The following is a 19,824-nucleotide window of genomic DNA, read 5'->3' on the forward strand; positions in this document are numbered from 1 at the left end:
TTGCACTTATACTATCTTCCGCTAATCTTTTTAGCGCTTTAGCGCACTTAAACTTTCCGATAGTATAAAAAAAGACACCTGCTAACGAATCATTTGTTAGCAGGTGTCTACTATTTTAGAGGAACACGTCAAGAACTACGTAGCAAGCCGCTGCAAGCGCACCTGTAATGGGCAAGGTAATCACCCAAGTAATCAGGATTCGTCCAGCAACTCCCCATTTCACTGCGGATACTTTCTGGGAAGCCCCTACCCCGAGAATGGCCGAAGTAATCACGTGGGTAGTACTGACAGGTAGCTTCAGCGCCGTAAATATCGTAATGATTAAAGCAGAAGACAGGTCGGCAGAGAAACCACTGATCGGTTTGATCTTCATGATCTTGCCGCCCAGCGTCTTGATGATGCGCCAGCCACCAAAAGCGGTACCCAATGCCATCGCAACAGCTGCAGACAGCTTTACCCAAAGTGGGATGACGAATTCACCGGGCTCTTGCACTAAGAATCCCCCAGAGATCATAGCCAGCGTAATGACACCCATCGTTTTTTGAGCATCGTTGGCGCCGTGGCTAAACGCCTGCCAGGAGGCCGACATCACCTGCATAAAACGAAATTTACGATTGGTTTTATGGTACGCTGTGTTGGCTACAATTAAGGAAACGATTTTGATGACGATAAAACCTACAACAAATGCCACGATCGGAGATACGATCAGAGCTTGTACGATGCTGATGAAGCCTTCTGCATTGATGGAATCAAAACCGGCAGCACCTATTGCTGCTCCTGCTACGCCACCAATCAGGGCGTGTGAAGAGGAACTCGGAATACCGAAGTACCAGGTAATGATATTCCATAGAATAGCTGCCATCAGTGCTGCCAGTACTACGACCAAGCCGTTTTCCAGCTTGAACGGGTCCGTAATACCCCCTCCGATCGTCTTCGCAACCCCTGTGTAGCTCAATGCACCAATCAGGTTACAGAGGGAGGCAATGATGATCGCCGTACGAGGACTCAAGGCCCTGGTCGATACTGATGTAGCAATCGCGTTGGCTGTGTCATGAAAGCCGTTAATAAAGTCAAAACTTAGCGCCATGACGACAACGAGAATGAGCAAAATCAGGTCAGGCGACAAATCAGGCATTCTTTAGCACAATCCCTTCTACCAGGTTCGAGACATCCTCAGCGAAGTCCGCACAGTCTTCCAGCTTGTCGTAAATCTCTTTGAGCTTGATAGCTTCGATTGGATTGGCATTTGGCGCATTCAATAGATCAGAAACCATTTTACGGTAGTTCGAATCCGATTCATGCTCCAAGTCCTTGATCTCGCGAGCGATTTTTTCCACTACCTGGTGATCCAGTTTGCGCAGGGTACGAATCAGCTCAATCAACTTCGCTGAACATTTCACCAAGATGTTAGCCTGTGCCAACACACGTGGATCTGGCTGTTGGACTTGGTAGAGATACATCCGATCCGCTACACCATCAATGTAGTCGATCATCGAATCCATTGTATGAGCAAGTTGATGAATATCTTCGCGCTCGAGCGGAGTGATAAATGTGGAGTTCAAAGCGTTCATGATTTGACGAACGATTTCATCCCCTTCTTTTTCGACAGCCTTAATTGCCTTAACTTTAGCTTCTACGTCCTGATAGTTTCCCACCATTTCATAGAAAAGATGAGTTCCTTTGTGCACCGTGGCAATCTGCTGTTCAAACAGATCGAAGAAGATGTGCTTTTTTGATTTCAACATACGTCTCCTACTCACTCCTTTGGTAAAATCACACCTAGAAGATTATATCGAACATCAGTGTGAACGTAAATTTAAAATCAAGGCAAAATATGTGTTTTTTTATTTAAAGTATTGTTAAGTTTTTGTAAATCCTCTTTACAATATTCGATTGATTCCTTTTAGGATCGTCCTATTTCCACAAAAAAACACCCGAATTTCTACAAAATCGAGTGTTAAGCTGGGCCTCCCCCTCTTTAATTGGAAGCAGCGAGGATACAGTCTTTTTTCTTTTTGGCTTCATACATGAGATTATCGGCCATGAGTGTCAATTCCCCAGAGTCGGAAGCATGGGTAGGATAAGTAGCTACACCTATACTGACTGTAAGCCCGCCAAGATGATGACGAATCTGGTTCTGAATCTGCTCTCCTGCTGCAAGTCCCGCCTTCGTATCACAGTGATCGAGCAAAACTACGAACTCCTCTCCACCCCAACGCCCCACAAGATCTTCCTTTCCTACACAGGACTGGAGGATCTGGGCAAATCGATAAAGGAGCTTGTCCCCTTCAATATGACCGTGCTTGTCGTTAAACTTTTTAAAATTATCCAGATCAAGAAACAACAGTGTGACTGGGTATTTCCCGCGCCTTGCCAGATCTACCTCTTGGTCCAGTCTTTCGAGAAAGCGACGATTCACTAGTACACCGGTAAGTGAATCGTGATAAGCCAATTGTCGCAATTGATCCATCTGCTTCCCTGTCTGGTAGCCGATGATCAGTTGAAGCGCTGCCGCTATCGAAACTAGTGACACGGCTATTTCCCCTTGAGGGAATCCATAGGCAACAAGCCAGATCGCAACGAGTATACAAGAGCTTCCCAAACCAATCCAACGTGCGTCCAATGATATCCCCCTCTAGTCAAAACCGCTCCACAGTGAACGAAAATGATCTGATAGACCTATTTTAACAGACTGGAAATAGTACTTTAATAGTAGGAATATTTTACCTATTTTCTCGTTTGAGTTCAAGCGAAAAAACACTGTTTACTAGTTCTACTTTCTGAATATTTTGGTAATTATTGCAATTTGTAACCCTCTTTCTTTTCATTTCGCGCTCGTATATACTTACCAAAAAAATACTTTACCGGAAAGAAGGTATTGACCAGATGGTTTGGTTGCACAACCTCATTCAGCGTTATGACCCGACGATCTGGATACGCGTCATCGGGACGATTCTCACAACTTTTGCTGGTTTCATGCTCCGCCCTTTTCTTGCTTTTTATCTCTATGACAAAATGGATGGGAATCTCCTGGTTGCCGCTATGGTGACCAGCTTGCAGCCTCTGACCGGTATCATCTCCAATCTCTTTGCAGGCAGCCTCTCTGATAAATACGGCAGAAAGCCCTTGATGGTGGCCGCTCTCCTAATCGAAGCCGTCTCGATGGCCGGCTATATCTGGGCAGAATCTCTGATTACATTCGCTGCCCTCACCATCTTGAATGGAATCGGGGCTTCTCTTTTCTGGCCCGCAGCAAGCGCGCAGGTGACAGATGTCGTTCCCGAGGATAAACGAAGCGAAGTATTTGCCCTCCTGCATACAGCCTTGAACCTTGGGGCAGCTGCTGGACCATTGATCGGTGTAGCGATCTACAAAATCAACCCCGGGATTGCCTTTGGCTTCTGTGCATTCATGCTGCTGGTATACTGTGCCTTGATTGTCTGGAAGATTCCTGAAACTCTCCCGAAAGAGGTCCGGGAAGCAGCGAGAAAGCCCGCTTCGTCTCCTGAAGCTGCTCCTCGCATGCGCATCATGGAGCATCCTACATTGATTGCCATGACAATCGCTGCTATACCGGTTTCGTTGTTGTACTCTCAGGTAGAAATCATCTTGCCTCAACATTTGAGGACGCAATTTGATGATTTTCTGACGGTATTTGCCACATTGATGACGATCAATGGAGCCCTAGTCGTCTGCTGCCAGTTAGCCATCGCCAAATACGCGGAGCGCTTTCCTGCCCATCGCGTCATTCTCATTGCCTACTGCTTCCTGGCCTGTGTCGGTTTTGGCTACGGATGGGCTCCCGGCTTCCTGCTGCTGATTCTGGCTGAGATCATTTTTACCATTGGCGAAATGCTGTATGGGCCGCAAATCCAAAAATCGATCTCGATGCTGGCTCCAGAAGCCTATCGCGGTCGCTATTTTTCCTTGTTCGGGCTGAATTACGGTATCACGGGTACGTTGGGCCCCTCCGTCGGTGCAGTCGCATTTCGCAATATCGGCGGTGCGTTCTGGTTTTCGCTGATCGGACTTCTCCTCTTCGTCGCAGGGCTGTTCCAGTATCGCAATGTGAAAAAAGCCGTAGCGGGACAAAGCTCTATCCAGAGCACGACAGACATTTCCTCATGATCTAAAAAAGCCTGATGCTTATGTAAAAACAAGCGTCAGGCTTTTTTCATGAGTTTCCTTCCCGATAATCTGGGGATACGGTTACGAATGAAAAATAAGAGTACACAGAATCATGATAGCCCGCACTTTAAATCCGTTTTACCATGAATTGGATTCCTCTTTCAGGGGGAAACTGAGAACACTTACCAAAACGGGAGTGAATGCTGCTATGCCCCGTATTGAGGCTGTTGCTACTGTTGTACCGCCACACGTTGTCAATCAAGAAGAATCGATGCTTCTAGCCCGTCAATTTTTTCAGGAAGCTTTTCCTGACATTGACCGATTGCTCGGTATTTTTTCACACAGTCAGATTCGAAAGCGCCACTTTTGCATGCCCATCGACTGGTTTTCCCAGGATCGAATCTTCGCGGAAAAGAATCAATTGTATGTAGAAAATGCAGAAGCTTTGGCTGTAGAAGCGGTTTCTCGCTGCTTGGAAAAAGCATTGGTTCCTGCTGATACGATCGATTGCCTCATGTTCGTATCGAGTACAGGTATCGCCACGCCCAGTATGGACTCCAGACTCGTAAACAGGCTAGGTCTGCGTCCAGACATCACCAGAGTCCCGCTATGGGGATTAGGGTGTGCTGGCGGAGCGATGGGATTGTCACGGGCATGCGAATACGCCAGGGCTTATCCGCAAAAACGTGTGCTGCTTGTCAGTGTCGAGCTCTGTGGGCTTACCTTTATACGGCAAGATATGTCGAAAAGCAACCTGGTTGCGACCTGCCTGTTTGGGGATGGTGCTGCCGCTGTATTAGTAGATGGGGACGAAGTCGCGACTTCCTCTGCTGTTCCGAGGCTAAGCTTTTGCGGATCCCGTACGACTACTTGGCCGGACACGCTGGATGTGATGGGCTGGGAGGTCACAGAACCAGGTCTGCGCGTTATTTTTTCACGCGATATTCCTACCTTGATCAAACAATCCATGAAGGAAAATGTAGATAGCTTTCTCCATCCACTCGATACATCCATCGATCAGTTACGTCATTTCATTTTCCATCCCGGAGGAGCAAAGGTGCTGACTGCCTATCAGCAGTCTCTGGGCATCTCCCAAGACGCGACACGGCTATCGGAGGAAGTGCTCTGCAACTTTGGAAATATGTCTTCTCCCACCGTTCTTTTTGTTTTGGAAAAAAGCATGGAACAACACTGGGAAGTAGGCGACAGAGGGTTGATGGCCGCACTTGGCCCCGGATTCAGCTCCGAGCTGCTCCTGCTGGAAGCGAGGTAGTCAACCATGCTCTTTTTTTGGTCTGTCCTGTGTATCGTTCTTTTACAGCGGATCAGCGAATTGCTCCTGGCTGCAAAGAATGCACGCTGGATTCGTGCTAGCGGTGGCTATGAGGTCGGTTCCTCCCACTATAAGTACATTGTTGTTCTGCATATTACTTTTTTTGTCAGCTTGATCTTGGAGGTCATGTACAAAAGGGAGCTTCACAGCCTGCCTTCCTGGTGGATGGTACCCTTCACTTTCTTTGTCCTGGCACAGCTGATGCGCTATTGGTGCATAGCAAGCCTCGGGCGTCATTGGAACACCCGGATACTCATTCTTCCAGGTGCTGAACCGCTCCGGCTTGGACCGTACCGTTTTCTGCGTCACCCGAATTATTGGGTGGTAGCGATTGAGCTTTTGACACTGCCGCTCACCTTTCTTGCATTTACTACAGCGATCGTCTTTACCCTGTTAAACGCCTGGATTTTATTGCGGATCAGGATTCCCTTGGAGACGCAAGCAGTCTATCAGCGTCAACGATCATAATAAAATCCTCTATGCAGCCACGTAAAAACCTCGATTCCCAAAAAGGATCGAGGTTTTTTTGCAAATTGAGGTTTATCAAGCGCGATTTCGAGGTATAGAAAAAAGCAGAAGAAATCACTGCTCGGTCCGATCCATGATCGGGGACCATTTGAAAGGGTTCGTTTTCTTTTGTGTTACTTCCAAAAATTATTACCTAAAGGTGGATAACCAATGAATCGCACATCCATGCATGAGCCTCTTGAGACAAAGCGAATGATCGTACGGGAATTTATTGATTTGATCCAAACCATTCCCGATGACGAAGAACAAGCTACGGTTCAAAAATTTCTTCGTTATTTGCAAAGCCTGCTGCGGATCAAGCAAGTCGTACCGCCGGTTGTTGAGATCATGACTGTCGTCAAGCACACCAAGCCAGTTCTGTTTCATGCTGCCCGCCGAACCGTTTTAAAATCAAGCAATCTGTTCATGCTGTTCCAGCTGGACATGAGCTTCCCGCTGGCTCAAGAGCGCTTAGAAGATTATCTGAAGTAACCTTTATTCTGCACCCAGGTTTTCGGGATTGAGGATTTCCAGTTCCGGGATGACAAATCGTCCATCTTTGCGGATCAAGACGTCATCAAACCAGATTTCTCCACCACCCCAATCTGGACGCTGGATCGATACCATATCCCAGTGGACAGAGGACTTGTTTCCGTTGTATGCCGTATCATAGCATTGTCCCGGAGTAAAATGGAAGCTTCCGTCAATTTTTTCATCGAAAAGAATGTCTTTCATCGGATTGCGGATAAACGGATTCACTCCGATAGCAAACTCCCCGATATAACGCGCCCCTTCATCTGTGTCGAGAATTTGATTGAGTCGCTCTGTATCGTTCGCTGATGCATCCACAATCTTTCCATTCTCAAAGGTAAGGCGTACATTTTCAAACGTGAAGCCATTGTAAGGCGTCGGCGCATTGTGGGTAATCGTACCGTTGACGGAATCGCGCACCGGTGCCGTGTATACTTCTCCATCCGGGATGTTGCGCAAGCCTGAGCATTTTACGGCTGGAATATCCTTAATGGAGAAAGAAAGATCTGTTCCGGGACCGGTGATCCGTACACGGTCTGTTCGGTTCATCAGCTCGACCAAGCTGTCCATTGCTTTATCCATCTTGGCGTAATCCATCGTACATACCTGGAAGTAGAAATCCTCGAAAGCGGCCGTGGACATATTCGCCAGCTGCGCCATCGACGGGTTGGGATAGCGAAGAACGACCCACTTGGTTTGAGGAACGCGTATGTCCATGACAGGCAATTCGTATAGACGAGCGTACATCCCCAGTTTGTCTCCCGGCACGTCAGCCATTTCATTGATATTGCTTGCTGCACGGATGCCAATGTACCCATCCATTTTTTCCATGAAGGTTTTTTCATGGTCCGCCATTACTGCGAGTTGCTCTTCGTTGCAATTCATCGCGATGTCTCTGCTGATCATCGGATTGACCAACTGAACGTAAGGATTCCCGCCTGCTTGGTAAATTTCTTTTACCAAAGCACTCACCAAATCCGGTACCTCGCCTTTTGCATGAATCAAAATATTCTCTTCTGGCTGTACGCGAACCGAATAATTTACCAATATATGCGCCAATCTCTCCAAACGAGGATCCTTCATTTCGGCACACCCCTTTTTCAATTTTCTGATTCCTCTTGTATTTTTAACGATAAATCCTCATATGTCAATAAAATTTATTTTAATGAAAAGAGAAAATACCAGCCGTTTTCAGGCTGGCTCAGCTTTATGGATTCCTTTCTCCATCTTCAATCGTACCCATTTTGTAGCTGTCGCTGATCTGTTCTTGTGTGATTGCCTGGCCGTCCTCTACCTGATTCTCCTGTTCAATCCGATCGTTTGAGGTGCTCTGCTCATTGTGTCGTTCTTGCAATTTCGTACCCTCCTCTCGATTTCTCCTCTAGTTTGTACGAATCGCGCATCTTTCACACGTCATAGAGGAGAGCAGACAGAAAAGAGAAAACGCCTTGCTCGTATGGAGCAAAGCGTTCGCGAGAATTTTGATTAATCTTCAGAATCAGCGTTTGGAACGAGCCAGTTCCAGTCGGAACGGCTTCCGGAAGGTTGGAAATTATCCTGTTTAATCGTCACTGATTCACCCTCTACTGGTGCTGCTACCCAGCCATGTTGAACTGCTGGCTTTTCTTCTTTTGGAGTTACGATCACGTATTCATCAACTACAGGCATGGTGATCCAGCCGGTTGGGGCTACCTTTTCAGTAGAAGACTGGGAAATGAAGTATTCATCTTGTACAGGCATCACGATCCAGCCATGTTGCACAAGAGTATTGACTTGATCTTGATTCAACAGCACGAACTCGCCTTCTTTAGGTGCAGCAACCCAACCTGTAGGTGTAACTGCTCCTTCGTTCGCTTTTGCAGAATAAATGAAGTACTCGTCCTCCTTAGGCATGTCAATCCAAGCCCCGGCAGCTGTCGAAGGGGCAGATGCCTGAACGTGTGCAGGTACTTCTTCAGCTGCAGGCGCTTCAACTGTTGCCTCTTCTTCTACATCTGTAGCATCTTCAGTAGCCTCTGCGTCAGTTGCTTCTTCTGCTTGTACTTCCGCTTGTGTTGCTGTTTCCGTTGCGGTAACTTCTTCGGCACAGGCAGCTTGAGCGAACAAAGACGCTCCCAGTACAAAGGTTCCCATCATCAGTGTGCTGCTTTTTCTCATTGTGTACACTCCCGTTTCGTAGTGCACCTTGCCCACCATCATGTCCCTGTGGTTCTTCAAACGGAAATGCTACATACTTTGCTTCATTTTCTCAAGGCAATAGGTAAAGTTATCCAGTTCTTCATCCGTGAGGTGCTCTGTCAAATTTTTGACCAAGCATCGCCTTCTTTCCAATAGCTCTTCCATCATAGGGATAGCTTTTGGAGCCAATGTGACCCACACTACACGGCGATCTTCTTCATCACGGACGCGTTCTACAAAACTGGCTTTCACCAATCGATTGAGCGCAATGGTAGTAGCACTATTCGACTGCCTTAATATGCTCGCCAGATCAGATACGGTGCTTCGTTTTACTTCTAAAAGCACACGCAACAAAATGAACTGTTTGGGACTGATCTCTTGTTCCTCGATTAGCCACTGACTAATAAAGAATCGGGCCATTTCGGAAAACACTCGATCGAGTTCCTCTAGTTTACTGGCGCGGGACATATCGCTCACATCATCACCTATTTTCAGAATTTGTCTACTATATTTATAAAAATATTATAGTCTTCATAGATGAAGAGCAAGCATAAACTCTGCATCATTCTGAAAGTGGTGTTATGTAAATGATGCGACAAAGTGTTTACTACTTAATATTTTTAGTGTAAAACTATTTTCAAGTTCATCTTACAATAAAGGGAAAGATCAGGCAATAGTGGAAGTTGTCAAATTCGTGACAGTTGAAATTCCTTTTTTCCCAAACCCATTCATTCCCATGAATCTTCTTTCGTATCCTTTCGCAAAGCATGTATAATAAAACATGGGCGGTGTAAGACACCCGAGCATGTCCTACACATTACCGCGCGAAAAACCACATACATAGGAGATCATATTGATGGAACAAACCCCTCATGAGACGAAATGGAGATCGGAACTCTTTGATTGGCTTAAATCGTTTGTCTTGATTGGTGCGATCACTGCCTTCATCTACGTCTTCATCATGGCTCCCTACGTCGTCCAGGGACGTTCGATGGAGAGCACGTTGCATGACCGCGAACGCGTGATCGTCAATAAAGCCATCTACTATTTGCAAGACCCTAAACCAGGTGACATCGTCATCATTCATCCAGATGCCAGCGGAGACAATTGGATCAAGCGTGTCATTGCTGTTGCAGGCGATACGGTAGAAGCAAAGGATGATCAGTTGTACGTAAACGGTCAGGTGTTGGCAGAAGATTATCTGACAGAAAACAAGCAGAAGGCCTCTGCCGCTGGGGTCACCCTGACAGAAGACTTTGGTCCGGTAACGATCGAGCCAGGAAGCGTCTTTGTCATGGGTGACAACCGCAGCAACAGCATGGACAGTCGCATGATTGGACCCGTGCAGCTGGATCATGTGGTTGGCCGAGCTGAGGTCGTGTATTGGCCTCTCTCCAGCATCCGTGTACCTAAATAGCGAATCATACGTCCTCAACAGAAAAAGCCGCTTGGATAGCGGCTTTTTTGCATCTATATGCTTATGACGGGCTGGAATTCGAAAAGTACTCCTCCAACGTAATCCCTTTCGAAGTGATTTCCTCTGCAATCTCCTGACCGACGTAACGGAGATGCCAAGGTTCGTATGCATATCCCGTGATATCTTCCTTGCCCTTCGGATAGCGAATAATAAACCCATGCTGCGCACAGTTTTTCTCCAGCCACTGTCCCTCCGGGGTATCAGCAAAGCTTTGCTCTAATCGAGTTACGCTGTCAGCTCCAGACACGTCCATTGCAAGACCTGTTTGATGCTCACTTTTTCCTGGTACTGCGCTGAATGCAGCAGCATGTGCCTCGCCTTGTGTCTTGACGTACGTATCGTAGAGTGATTTTTGCGTGCGATAGGAGCGGTACCCCGATACGGCGTACAGCTCTATTCCGTCCTGCTTCGCATGTGCAAATAACGATTCCAGCGCTTTTGCAGGTGCTTCACGGAGCTTTCTCTTTTCTACCTTGTCTGCATAAGGGAATAAAACATTGGGTTCTACAAGGTCATCCGGGATGTAGTCAGCAGGCAAAGAGCGCTGCTTGTTCACAATGACATGATATTCATCCGGATTCGTTACGGTGGGGACCCCATCTACCGTCTGGATTGTCTCTTCCAAGGTTGGTCTGTTTACCGGTTTCTTCTCATCATCGGACTCCTGTGGAGTAGCAGATGTTGTTTCGCTGGCTGATGGATCATTTCCGGGAGTGGGATCTGCCGCAGTGGATGGAGGTGTCTGCCCCTCCTTGCCATCCAGTATTCCAAGCGATGGAGCCTCACAGCCTCCTATGAGAGCTGCGGACAGCAAAGCTGCCAGCGCCATACCCATGCGATTCTTCTTCATCCTGATTCCTCCTGATCAATTCAGACCCTTATGTACATTTTTGCCAAAAAAAGCAGTCATCCGCCGCAGAAATGATCTTCTACGGCATGATGACCAGATTGCTTACCACGGCACGCTCACGTCCGCCTGATGGTTTGTTCAGCAATTTCCCCTTGTAGTAAAAAGCGCTTGAACCTCCACCATCCAGGTTGTAAGCGTCAACCACATGGAATTCCTGCAATTTTTTCTGTGCTTCTTCCAGGGTGACTCCATTGCTCCACCCTTCTCGTCTGCCGTCAATTACGATCATGAGCAAATCTCCGTTGTCAAAATGACCAATGAGGGTTCGGGGTTGTCGTGCATTTGCCCAATCTTTCGGAATCGGCAATCGTTTGCCATCCTGCAGTAGCCTTGGCAAAAAGCTGGCTCCCTGCAAGATCCCCTGCTGGGTGATTTGTTCCTGCTTCGTAATATTCGTCCCGACGAGATGACCCTTGTTATTGAATCCGACAAAGCTCAGGTTCTTGTTATCGGAAAACGTCCGAATCGTTCCATCCACAACGGTGATTCCCAACGGAACCAGGTTGCCTTGCTTGTCAGCCATGAAGCCACCGGCATTGATCGCGAGGATGGCACCCGTGCGCTTTCCGGCCTGACTGGTCGTTTCACCTTTGCTCTTCACGGAGTTATTCGCCAATACCATTTTCAATGCCTTCGGATCATTCAGGCGCACCTTCGCCATATAGCCCCGGTACCCCGCTTCAGTCAACGAGTATACTTTGACTGTCGAATTCTTGCCGAAAGATTGACCGATCGGCTTGCCCAGCATGTTGGACAATATCGTATCCAGTACATCTTCTGATTGTTTGGTATGCGAGATACTGGCCGCCAGCAAATTGTTAATCTTCTGGTTTTGCTGTTCGTATTCTTTCTTCTCTTTCTCTGCTGCATCGCGAATGCCTTGGATCGCCAGCTCTGTGCCTTCTATGGTTTCCCTTGTTTCATCCAGCCTCTCCTGCAGCGCCGCTACCTGCTCAGACGACTGTTCTACCGGCAGCGTCAGTCCTTCCAATGTGAGCTTGTCCACAGGATTTACCTGTGAAAAAGCAACCAGAAAACCTAACGCTGGCGCTAAGAGAAACGCAAAAAAACGATTAACCTTACCAAGCACGGGCTGCATCCTCCAGTTTTTTCAGCGACGCTTTCAAATCAACCAGCTGTGTATTCAACTGATCAATCCGTTCTTGCAAGGCCTGTTTTGTCTTGTCTGTCCCACCAATAGTCTCACCCGTCATCTGCAGTTCTTCCTGGATGTGAGCCAAACCACTGGCAACTTCCGACATTTCATCCTGGACGAGCGTCAGTTGCTCTCCCATTGCTTTCATCTGTTCCTGATTCTTCTCCTGCACCTGCGTAATTCGCTGATTCACAAACTGCTGCTGCTTGTCCAACGTATGCATCGCAAAGGCGTAGCCACCATAGGCAAGAGCTGCCCATAGCAATACCGCCAAAACGGTTGGCATCAAGTTTCGCTTACCTTGTGTTCGGGAGGGATTCAACGTATTGAACAGACTGCTGAAAAGTCCGCCTCTCTTACGTCTTCTCTCCTGCTTCCCATCAGTGGGGAGTGGTAGTGTAGTTGACGGTGTCGATGAAGCTTGCAAGTATTTATCGCTCATCGGCTACCCCCTCCTTTCTGTGAAAAACGTCTCGACGTCTTTCATAAAAGTGGATGTGACCACTTGCGGTCAAACAACACGGTCATAACCGCGTGTTGTGACAAAGAATGCGAATCTATTATATCATAGAACAAAATTCGGGTGCTCATTTGCGAATATTGGAAAAATTAGTAGATTTACGCCAAAAACCACCTTGTGCACTACAAGGTGGTTTTTCAATCCTACTCGTTTCCTATCTTTCACACTTACTTACCCAATTGCCATTCCTTGCGTAGCTCCCAGTACAGACGCTGCAAAAATACGATGGGGTCCGCTTCTACCTGCTCTCCCTCGTTCCATTCTAGCTTTTCGATAAACCGCTCGGCAATTTGTGCGCCCAGCTCTTTTTGTTTCTCCGAAGATAAGGAATCGAGGCGAGTGACAAAAGTAGAGAGCAATTGCCAGTCTTCACGTGTAATGGCTTGCTTCTGCCGATCATCGAGCAAAAGAGGTGCACCCACCCCTTCTTTTTGCTGGGCTTTTTGCTTTCTAGAGGGGGGTACGTTCTGTCCCCCTTCAGCCACAACGATGGTACCTGCTACCAAATCGCCAATTCTTTTATCTTTAGGATGAAAAAAAGAGACCATAGCACCAAGAAAATATCCGCTCGGCAACACATCAATGATGCGAAACAAATTGCGAATAGCAGCGGACAAAAAGGTTATCGGTTGACCATTTTCTCGGATGACCCGCAGCTTCATCCATCTTTTGCCGAGTGTTTGACCTGACCAAAACGCTTCGAGAATAAAGAAATAGCCTGCATTGATGAGAAATAGCACGAAAAGAAGGATCGCAATCGCAAAGTCCTCAAGATCGCTCCAAGCTTGCTCATCGCTGCCATATACGACTATACTGAACACGATAAATAAGGTAATATTAACCAATAGCAGGATGGCTGTGTCAATTAATTGCGCGGCAGCCCGGCTCCCGAGGCCAGCCGTTTGAAACCGAAGCTGAACGTGTTCTGGTGTAATCACGGTTGCTTCACGATTTGCTTGATTGTTCTGTATCCAGTCGTTCATTCCTGTTGTCTTCACCCGCTTTCCCTTGCTTGCCAATCATCTTTTTTGATACACTTTTTCCCCGGAATAAGGAGGCTGTTTCATGGATTTAACCTCGTTTTGGCATACGCACAAGGCATCCTGGGCCGAGCTGGAGCAGTTGGTCGAAAGATTCCAGAAAAAAAACAAAGGCATCCAAGCTGCCGACATCGACAGGCTCACGCTGCTCTACAAAAAAACTTCCGCGCATTTGGCGTATGTCCGTTCTTATTACCCGACTGATGAGCTGACGCATTACCTGAATCAGCTGGTCTCGCGCGCGCACAATCTGACGTATAAGCAACAGGCCAGCAGTTGGCAGCAAATCACCTATTTTTTCGGCACCTATTTTATCCTCCTGATCCAAAAACGGCTTTGGTTTATGGCTATAGCTGCCTTTCTGTTCCTGCTCGGAGGGGTCTTTGGGTATGCTGCAGTCATGATCGACCCGCTCAATCTGTACTACGTCCTGCCGGAGGGAATGGCCGAACAGATCGATCCAACACGCCTGGGCGAAGGACATGACTCGATCAATAGTCCGGTCATTTCTACCATGATTATGACTAATAACATGAGAGTCGCGATTCTCGCATTTGTAAGCGGCGTTACGTTTGGGCTCTTTCCGATCTATTTGCTCCTGTTTAACGGGTTGCTGGTTGGTGCCCTTGCAGCGGTTTATCAGCAAGCGGGCATCAGCTATGCCTTTTGGGCGTATATTTTGCCTCATGGTGTCATCGAGCTCACTGCCATCTTTATCGCAGGAGGAGCAGGACTGTACATGGGATATCGCATGCTGGTGCCTGGCAAATACGCACGCAAGCATCAATTTCTTGAAGCAGTCAAGGAGTCTGCCCAGCTCTTGCTAGCCACACTCCCGCTGTTCTTTATCGCCGGAATCATCGAGGGCTTCATCACGCCTTCCACAACCCTTTCCTTGGAAGCGAAATACTTCGTAGCGATCAGCACCCTGTTGATCCTGGTGTTCTGGTACGTCCTCGGTCAGCGTAGACGACTCTCCTACAACGCCTCTCTTGACTTGATCTCCAAATAAGTATTCACGACGCTCAACGTCAATTGATCGGACGGTACATCCAACACCTGGATACCCGCTCCGGTCATTTTTTGTTGAAAGGCTTTTCGATCCAGTTTAAAACGCTGTGCCAGAGCCTTAACATAGGCTGTTCTCGAGTTTTTGGTTTCCACATCACTCCAGCCCTGAAGCAACGGATCCGTCAAGGAGAGCAGCAGAAGCAGATGGGACCGTCTCAGGCGCCAAAGATATGCGCTTAACTGGTCCTCGATCAAGTAGTTTTCCATATCGGAAAAGAGCGCAATCAGGCTCCTTCTTTTTTGCTGACGATGAAGAAACGTCAACGCTTTCGCTGGATCCGATTCAACAAAATCAGTTGTGAGGTTATAGGTAGCTTCCACTAACGTATGCAAATGCGATAGCCCTCTTCCCGGTGGAATATAGAGCTTGATCTCATGCGAATACGCCAGCAGGGCAACCTGGTCCCCTTGTTTAATCGCTACGGCCGCCAATGTCATGGCCGACTCCAGGGAGATATCCAAGCGAGTCCGATTATCCAGCTCAACACCCATCAGTCTGCCGCAGTCCAGCATGATCGTCACGACTTTTCCTTGCTCGGGACGGTACTGATTGGTCATCAGTCGTCTGGAACGAGCAGAAGCAGACCAGTTGATCGTGCGTGGATCGTCGTCTGGCACATATTCACGGATCGCATGGAACTCTGAACCCGTTCTTGCTCGGCGCATGATTTTCTTTCCATCAACGATCAGGCTTTCTTGCAGTGAAGCGAGATAGCCGCGGACAGTAGACAAGTCCGGATAGATCCTAATGGTCTGATCACAGGAAAACCGGCTCTGCCTGTACCACAAGCCGATTCTTCCATGCCAGCGCAGGAACAGTGAATGAAAGGAATACATGCCTCGAACGTTAGCCCTTGTATGGTAAGTCACTCCGAAGGTGCCAGGCTCCATCATGCCCCGCAATACTCCGCTCTCCTGGAATGAGTACGGCAAGTCGTCCGCAAGCTCGAACCCCACCTTCTGCCCACTCGTATTCGTGAACGCGATGTGAACCTGGAATTCCTGGCCAATATCCGCCTGCTCTGGCAGCATTCTGGTCACAGATAGCTCTCTCTTTTTGGGCATCGAGAGCCAATCGACCACGCTGGCTGCTAAGATCAAGCCATTGTACAGCCAAAAGGCGCGATATCCCCAGCCCATCACAAAACCAGTCATGACCAGAGGAAGACCGAGCAGAATCCACAGGATAAGCCGTTTCGTGGGCAAAATAAAGCGGTCTTGCAGAACATCAGCGAGGAACTGGAATGGCCGCCAACGTTTCGTCGATGATGTGGTCACTAGTACCTCCCTCCAATTCCACCTGCGGTGAGAGAACCAGACGATGACGCAATGCAGGTCTTGCCACCATTTTCACATCATCTGGCGTCACGTAATTTCGGTTGTCCAGCAGCGCCCAGGCCTTGCTCGCCATCAGAATGGCAATCCCTGCCCGCGAACTCGCTCCGAGCAGCAATCGCTTTGTCTCCCGCGTCTTCCGAATCAAAGTCGTAATATACTCGAGGATCGATTCCTCCACCACAACCTCGCTGAGCTTTTGCCGCTGATCCAGAATTTGTTCGAGCGTGTATTGCACTTCAGGCTTATGTGTGGCCGACAAGGAGTACGGCACGTGTTGCGCCAGAATCTGTCGTTCCTGCTCATGGGAAGGATACGTAACCTGCAGCTTGAACAAGAAGCGGTCGAGCTGCGCTTCCGGCAAAACATAGGTTCCTTCGTATTCAATCGGGTTTTGCGTAGCCACCACAAAAAACGGGTCCGGCAGCGGATAAGTAACGCCGTGAATGGTCACTTGCTTTTCTTCCATGGCTTCCAGCAGGGCAGCCTGGGTCTTCGGGGGTGTTCGGTTGATCTCGTCAGCCAGCAATAGATTGGAAAATACAGGTCCCTTGATCGTTTCAAAACGATTTTGCTGCATATTAAAAACGACATGCCCAATAATATCACTCGGCATCATGTCTGGGGTAAATTGTACCCTTCTGCTCTCGCCTCCAATCAGGCCGGATAAAGTGCGCACCATTTTCGTTTTGCCAATTCCCGGTACCCCCTCCAGCAAGACGTGACCTCCTGCGAGCAGTGCGGTAATCAGCAGACGGATGTTCTGCCTTTGCCCAACCAGCTCTTTCTCCATTTCTTCGATCAATCGTTCCACTACACCAATCACTCCTTCTCCAGGCGCTTCAATATCTTGTCTAACAGGAGACTGTCTGCAAGCAGTTGTTTTTGCGAATAGGCATTCTCTGTCTTGATCTGTTCCAGTCTTTGCAATACTTGCACCAAGGCTGCAAGCTCGCTTTCGTTCCATTTGGTACGTGCCACTTGCAGGATTTCGTGATGTTCCGCTCGTTGGTGCACGCCCCACCGTTCATGCATGAGTTGCCTCAAGTACGTTTCACGATGACGCAGTGCATCGATGGCAAGTCGTCTTCGTTCGTACCAGCTGGACACGGCAAGCAAAGTCTCGTCGCCACGACGTACTGTCCATTCTCGCAGCGTGTAGATAGGTCCAAATCTTTTTCCTCTCCACCAAATCCACATGAGGAGAAGCAAGCCCAGCTGAGCAAAGCCTGCGATTAGCCATCCGGGATAAAGCGCAAACAGACTGGGCTGATCCCGATAGCCATGATGGTATTCATCCATCCAAACGACAGACCACTCGTTCTGCAAATAAGGCCAAATCGCTTCGAAATGATCGTGCCTGGCAACCTGTCCGTTGCTCATCCATTGCGGGACAAGAAACAGACTGACTGTCCCCTCGCTGATGGTTGTACGTCCTGCCAGGACGCCTGCATCGTCACTGAGCAATTCTTCCATGTCCTGGCTTTTATCCAATCGCAAAGGCGATTGCACCACGCCGTTCCTGTTACCGCTCAGCTGAGGCCCCCAGATTTTCCGCTCTGCTTCCTCTTCTTCATTCTCCTGAAGAATCAGCTGGAACGAAGCTTGTTCCCAATCTGCCGGCTCCTCTGCAAACAGGATCAGATCATTACCTAGAGCTACCCAATCCAAAAGCTCTTCTCTTTCCAGCTCTGTCATTCCTTTGGGCTCCAGAGAAATCAGAACCTGACCTGCTTGCGATGGCAAAAACTTCATAGGCTGACGCCATTCCTTGATCGGCTTGCCTTTCTCCTCCATCAGCATGACAATGGCTTTACTTCCATTCGGCTGTGCTGACTTTGCGACATATGGCGGATACGAGGGAGGCGCTGGCTTGACGATCAGCAAGCTGATGCCCACCAGTAGAAAAATGGCAATGACGAGGGCGATGCGATAGGTGCGAAGGCTACCCATGACGATGTCCCTCCTCACCCAGCAGCTTCTCTAATTCCTGGAGCTGCTGCCAAAACAGTTGTTGGTCAATTTCTTCCTGCCCATACCAAACCTGTTCAAATGAACGCGCATGTCGGCGAAACAAATCCTGTGCAGCCGGATAGTTGTACTGGATTTCATCTGCATATTCCCAGTTGGTCTTCCATTTCTCAATCCGGATCCAGTTCTTCCACTGCAAATAAACCAGCAGCGCGAGAAACAGATGGCGGACGGCTTCCCGCCACTCCGCCTGCTGTCCAAGCTGTCTCGCCTCATTTAGATAATCCGAGTAGGAACGTTTTTTTTCCCCCTGAACGAATAAGGTACGCTCCCGCTTCTGTTGCAAAACCATTTTCCGTGACAACCAATAGATCAAAAACAACAAGCCGCCAATCGCTACAATCACGACCGAAACAGAAACGGTTCCAGCCGCTTCTGTCGGAATTTCCGTCACTTGAAACAGCTTCGCGATCATCTCAATTAAGTGGTTGATTGCTTTTTCAATCCATCCTGCACCTTCCTGGGACTGCCTATTAAATTCATCAGAGGAAAGGATCTCGACTAACCGTTCCTTGTCCTTTGACCCAATCATGGCGCTACTCATGTGGCTCTCCCTGTTTGTCTAGCGTTGCTACAGCTGTATCCTCTGGACGATGCTGGTTCAGCATCGCCTCCAAATCTGTTCCTTCTTTTCTCACATTCAAATCGAGATAAGCCAGCGCATAGACGATCAACATCCAAGGCATCAGCAGGCATGAAAACAAGACTTGCAGCACACTGCTGATCAAGGACGCACCCAAAGCCCCGATGAGGATGAATTGAATCCCGCTTGAGAAGATGGAGTACAGGATCATGACTACGAAATAGAGCCCAAACAGTCGCCAAAAATTCCCTTTCGTCAAGTTCCAGCTCTTGCTTAAACCTACCCCTTCTCCTTTCAACAAAACGAGCGGCAGATAAAAACCCCAACGAAGCATAAAAAATCCGGGGACGAGCATGACGCCGATGATGAAAAGGAAGTACGCTACCAGGAAAAAGACTACGACGACAATCGGATTGAGTGCGCTGTCGTCCGAGAAAAGGGTATCCATGCTCTCGCCTGTACTGAAGGCGAAGAGAAGAAAAAGCAAACCGCAAAGAATGAAAAAGGCCAGAAATATTCCCACAATAACCAATAAGTAGAGTACTGTACTACCCACCAGTGGCCAAAAACGACTGAAGGATTGACGCAAAGCTGCTTTGATCCCTGTCGTTTCCCCCTCGACCGCCGCTTTCGTCAGGATCAGACTGGATGCGAGCAGCTGCGGGTAGGCAGCCAATGTTATAATAGGAAAGACGATAAACAAGTAGACCAGCAGCAAGGCTATGTTCTGGGTCACGTTTTCTTCGGAAGAGATAAATCTTTGACCCAAGGACTCCCAGAAATCTTCTCCAGAAGTGTCCTGGTACAGGAAGGGCATACTGCTAAAGTCCATCAGCAGCAAGTCTTGAAGCAAAAGCAAGGGCCCGAACACCATCAAAGCCAGCAGAAAAAATGCTCCAAAACGTTGACGGTATATGGAAAAGCTCCTATCCAACAGCTTTCCTACTCCCATAGGGGTAAGCGGTGTTTGATTCATTGTGAAACCTCCATGTCTCTATTTGAGATTACCCGACCATTATACACG

The 19,824-nt window shown here is 48.2% G+C and carries 22 protein-coding genes; 6 read left to right on the plus strand and 16 right to left on the minus strand.

Features of this window, described 5'->3' with window-relative positions; all coding sequences use genetic code 11:
• Positions 1-115 precede the first annotated feature (115 nt).
• The 3 genes from JZI27_RS05735 to JZI27_RS05745 form a co-directional block, all read right to left on the minus strand.
• Complete coding sequence (locus tag JZI27_RS05735; protein WP_280207029.1) at positions 116-1,135, minus strand: inorganic phosphate transporter; 1,020 nt, start codon at positions 1,133-1,135, stop codon at positions 116-118.
• Positions 1,128-1,745, minus strand: a complete 618-nt coding sequence (locus tag JZI27_RS05740; protein WP_122907622.1) for a DUF47 domain-containing protein — start codon at positions 1,743-1,745, stop codon at positions 1,128-1,130. The genes JZI27_RS05735 and JZI27_RS05740 overlap by 8 nt, the downstream gene beginning before the upstream one ends.
• A 233-nt stretch (positions 1,746-1,978) precedes the next feature.
• Positions 1,979-2,623 (minus strand): GGDEF domain-containing protein, encoded by a 645-nt coding sequence (locus tag JZI27_RS05745; RefSeq protein ID WP_122907623.1) that lies wholly within the window; start codon positions 2,621-2,623, stop codon positions 1,979-1,981.
• 263 nt (positions 2,624-2,886) lie between these two features.
• Between JZI27_RS05745 and JZI27_RS05750 the strand changes: the two genes are divergently transcribed.
• From JZI27_RS05750 to JZI27_RS05765, 4 genes are all read left to right on the plus strand, one after another.
• Positions 2,887-4,128, plus strand: a complete 1,242-nt coding sequence (locus JZI27_RS05750; RefSeq protein ID WP_122907624.1) for an MDR family MFS transporter — start codon at positions 2,887-2,889, stop codon at positions 4,126-4,128.
• Positions 4,129-4,336: 208 nt separating this feature from the next.
• On the plus strand, positions 4,337-5,401 hold the full coding sequence (locus JZI27_RS05755) for a type III polyketide synthase (RefSeq protein ID WP_280207030.1): 1,065 nt from the start codon (positions 4,337-4,339) through the stop codon (positions 5,399-5,401).
• Positions 5,402-5,407: 6 nt separating this feature from the next.
• Complete coding sequence (locus JZI27_RS05760; RefSeq protein WP_280207031.1) at positions 5,408-5,929, plus strand: isoprenylcysteine carboxyl methyltransferase family protein; 522 nt, start codon at positions 5,408-5,410, stop codon at positions 5,927-5,929.
• Positions 5,930-6,139: 210 nt separating this feature from the next.
• A complete protein-coding gene (locus JZI27_RS05765; RefSeq protein ID WP_122907627.1) occupies positions 6,140-6,460 on the plus strand; it encodes a hypothetical protein in 321 nt (106 codons plus the stop codon).
• A 3-nt stretch (positions 6,461-6,463) separates the two neighbouring features.
• Here the strand turns inward: JZI27_RS05765 and JZI27_RS05770 are convergent, their stop codons facing one another.
• The 4 genes from JZI27_RS05770 to JZI27_RS05785 form a co-directional block, all read right to left on the minus strand.
• A complete protein-coding gene (locus JZI27_RS05770; RefSeq protein WP_122907628.1) occupies positions 6,464-7,582 on the minus strand; it encodes an aminopeptidase in 1,119 nt (372 codons plus the stop codon).
• 124 nt (positions 7,583-7,706) lie between these two features.
• Positions 7,707-7,853: a DUF4025 domain-containing protein gene (locus JZI27_RS05775; protein ID WP_280207032.1), complete on the minus strand. Its 147-nt coding sequence runs from the start codon at positions 7,851-7,853 to the stop codon at positions 7,707-7,709.
• A gap of 131 nt (positions 7,854-7,984) precedes the next feature.
• Positions 7,985-8,656 carry a hypothetical protein gene (locus JZI27_RS05780; RefSeq protein WP_251244035.1) on the minus strand — a complete coding sequence of 224 codons (672 nt, stop codon included), beginning with the start codon at positions 8,654-8,656 and terminating at the stop codon, positions 7,985-7,987.
• Positions 8,657-8,725: 69 nt separating this feature from the next.
• The gene (locus JZI27_RS05785) at positions 8,726-9,145 is read right to left on the minus strand and encodes a MarR family winged helix-turn-helix transcriptional regulator (protein WP_183184817.1); all 420 of its coding nucleotides are present in this window, start codon (positions 9,143-9,145) and stop codon (positions 8,726-8,728) included.
• A gap of 388 nt (positions 9,146-9,533) precedes the next feature.
• On the opposite strand from JZI27_RS05785, the gene lepB reads away from it, so the two are divergent.
• The gene (gene lepB, locus JZI27_RS05790; protein WP_251244036.1) at positions 9,534-10,094 is read left to right on the plus strand and encodes a signal peptidase I; all 561 of its coding nucleotides are present in this window, start codon (positions 9,534-9,536) and stop codon (positions 10,092-10,094) included.
• 61 nt (positions 10,095-10,155) lie between these two features.
• Here lepB and JZI27_RS05795 read toward each other — a convergent pair whose 3' ends face one another.
• From JZI27_RS05795 to JZI27_RS05810, 4 genes are all read right to left on the minus strand, one after another.
• A complete protein-coding gene (locus tag JZI27_RS05795) occupies positions 10,156-11,004 on the minus strand; it encodes a M15 family metallopeptidase (protein WP_280207033.1) in 849 nt (282 codons plus the stop codon).
• A 79-nt stretch (positions 11,005-11,083) separates the two neighbouring features.
• A complete protein-coding gene (locus JZI27_RS05800; RefSeq protein WP_122907634.1) occupies positions 11,084-12,163 on the minus strand; it encodes a phosphodiester glycosidase family protein in 1,080 nt (359 codons plus the stop codon).
• Positions 12,144-12,662, minus strand: a complete 519-nt coding sequence (locus JZI27_RS05805; protein WP_251244037.1) for a hypothetical protein — start codon at positions 12,660-12,662, stop codon at positions 12,144-12,146. Before JZI27_RS05805 ends, JZI27_RS05800 begins: the two co-directional genes overlap by 20 nt.
• 245 nt (positions 12,663-12,907) lie before the next feature.
• Entirely contained in the window at positions 12,908-13,723 is an 816-nt protein-coding gene (locus JZI27_RS05810) for an RDD family protein (protein ID WP_280207034.1), read from the minus strand.
• 82 nt (positions 13,724-13,805) lie between these two features.
• On the opposite strand from JZI27_RS05810, the gene JZI27_RS05815 reads away from it, so the two are divergent.
• Positions 13,806-14,792: a stage II sporulation protein M gene (locus tag JZI27_RS05815; RefSeq protein WP_122907637.1), complete on the plus strand. Its 987-nt coding sequence runs from the start codon at positions 13,806-13,808 to the stop codon at positions 14,790-14,792.
• On the opposite strand, the gene JZI27_RS05820 is transcribed toward JZI27_RS05815, so the two are convergent.
• From JZI27_RS05820 to JZI27_RS05840, 5 genes are read right to left on the minus strand one after another with little or no spacing between them, the layout of a single operon-like run.
• Positions 14,759-16,129: a DUF58 domain-containing protein gene (locus JZI27_RS05820; RefSeq protein ID WP_280207035.1), complete on the minus strand. Its 1,371-nt coding sequence runs from the start codon at positions 16,127-16,129 to the stop codon at positions 14,759-14,761. The two genes, JZI27_RS05815 and JZI27_RS05820, sit on opposite strands and share 34 nt — an antisense overlap.
• Entirely contained in the window at positions 16,080-16,979 is a 900-nt protein-coding gene (locus JZI27_RS05825) for an AAA family ATPase (protein WP_415783061.1), read from the minus strand. Before JZI27_RS05825 ends, JZI27_RS05820 begins: the two co-directional genes overlap by 50 nt.
• Positions 16,980-17,008: 29 nt before the next feature.
• Positions 17,009-18,139 carry a DUF4350 domain-containing protein gene (locus JZI27_RS05830; protein WP_122907640.1) on the minus strand — a complete coding sequence of 377 codons (1,131 nt, stop codon included), beginning with the start codon at positions 18,137-18,139 and terminating at the stop codon, positions 17,009-17,011.
• Positions 18,132-18,761: a DUF4129 domain-containing protein gene (locus tag JZI27_RS05835; RefSeq protein ID WP_122907641.1), complete on the minus strand. Its 630-nt coding sequence runs from the start codon at positions 18,759-18,761 to the stop codon at positions 18,132-18,134. Before JZI27_RS05835 ends, JZI27_RS05830 begins: the two co-directional genes overlap by 8 nt.
• Positions 18,754-19,776 (minus strand): DUF7847 domain-containing protein, encoded by a 1,023-nt coding sequence (locus JZI27_RS05840; RefSeq protein WP_280207036.1) that lies wholly within the window; start codon positions 19,774-19,776, stop codon positions 18,754-18,756. The genes JZI27_RS05835 and JZI27_RS05840 overlap by 8 nt, the downstream gene beginning before the upstream one ends.
• Between the last annotated feature and the right edge of the window lie 48 nt (positions 19,777-19,824).

It is taken from the genome of Brevibacillus sp. AY1 (assembly GCF_029870785.1).
Lineage (GTDB): Bacteria > Bacillota > Bacilli > Brevibacillales > Brevibacillaceae > Brevibacillus > Brevibacillus invocatus.

Bases quoted from the DNA above. Each gene is read 5' to 3' on its own strand.
- JZI27_RS05780 (WP_251244035.1), bottom strand. From the start codon at position 8,656: ATGAGAAAAAGCAGCACACTGATGATGGGAACCTTTGTACTGGGAGCG.
- JZI27_RS05750 (WP_122907624.1), top strand. From the start codon at position 2,887: ATGGTTTGGTTGCACAACCTCATTCAGCGTTATGACCCGACGATCTGG.
- JZI27_RS05830 (WP_122907640.1), bottom strand. From the start codon at position 18,139: ATGGGTAGCCTTCGCACCTATCGCATCGCCCTCGTCATTGCCATTTTT.
- lepB (WP_251244036.1), top strand. From the start codon at position 9,534: ATGGAACAAACCCCTCATGAGACGAAATGGAGATCGGAACTCTTTGAT.
- JZI27_RS05785 (WP_183184817.1), bottom strand. From the start codon at position 9,145: ATGTCCCGCGCCAGTAAACTAGAGGAACTCGATCGAGTGTTTTCCGAA.
- JZI27_RS05755 (WP_280207030.1), top strand. From the start codon at position 4,337: ATGCCCCGTATTGAGGCTGTTGCTACTGTTGTACCGCCACACGTTGTC.
- JZI27_RS05810 (WP_280207034.1), bottom strand. From the start codon at position 13,723: ATGAACGACTGGATACAGAACAATCAAGCAAATCGTGAAGCAACCGTG.
- JZI27_RS05795 (WP_280207033.1), bottom strand. From the start codon at position 11,004: ATGAAGAAGAATCGCATGGGTATGGCGCTGGCAGCTTTGCTGTCCGCA.
- JZI27_RS05765 (WP_122907627.1), top strand. From the start codon at position 6,140: ATGAATCGCACATCCATGCATGAGCCTCTTGAGACAAAGCGAATGATC.
- JZI27_RS05835 (WP_122907641.1), bottom strand. From the start codon at position 18,761: ATGAGTAGCGCCATGATTGGGTCAAAGGACAAGGAACGGTTAGTCGAG.
- JZI27_RS05800 (WP_122907634.1), bottom strand. From the start codon at position 12,163: ATGCAGCCCGTGCTTGGTAAGGTTAATCGTTTTTTTGCGTTTCTCTTA.
- JZI27_RS05825 (WP_415783061.1), bottom strand. From the start codon at position 16,979: ATGGAGAAAGAGCTGGTTGGGCAAAGGCAGAACATCCGTCTGCTGATT.
- JZI27_RS05815 (WP_122907637.1), top strand. From the start codon at position 13,806: ATGGATTTAACCTCGTTTTGGCATACGCACAAGGCATCCTGGGCCGAG.
- JZI27_RS05740 (WP_122907622.1), bottom strand. From the start codon at position 1,745: ATGTTGAAATCAAAAAAGCACATCTTCTTCGATCTGTTTGAACAGCAG.
- JZI27_RS05770 (WP_122907628.1), bottom strand. From the start codon at position 7,582: ATGAAGGATCCTCGTTTGGAGAGATTGGCGCATATATTGGTAAATTAT.
- JZI27_RS05735 (WP_280207029.1), bottom strand. From the start codon at position 1,135: ATGCCTGATTTGTCGCCTGACCTGATTTTGCTCATTCTCGTTGTCGTC.
- JZI27_RS05805 (WP_251244037.1), bottom strand. From the start codon at position 12,662: ATGAGCGATAAATACTTGCAAGCTTCATCGACACCGTCAACTACACTA.
- JZI27_RS05760 (WP_280207031.1), top strand. From the start codon at position 5,408: ATGCTCTTTTTTTGGTCTGTCCTGTGTATCGTTCTTTTACAGCGGATC.
- JZI27_RS05840 (WP_280207036.1), bottom strand. From the start codon at position 19,776: ATGAATCAAACACCGCTTACCCCTATGGGAGTAGGAAAGCTGTTGGAT.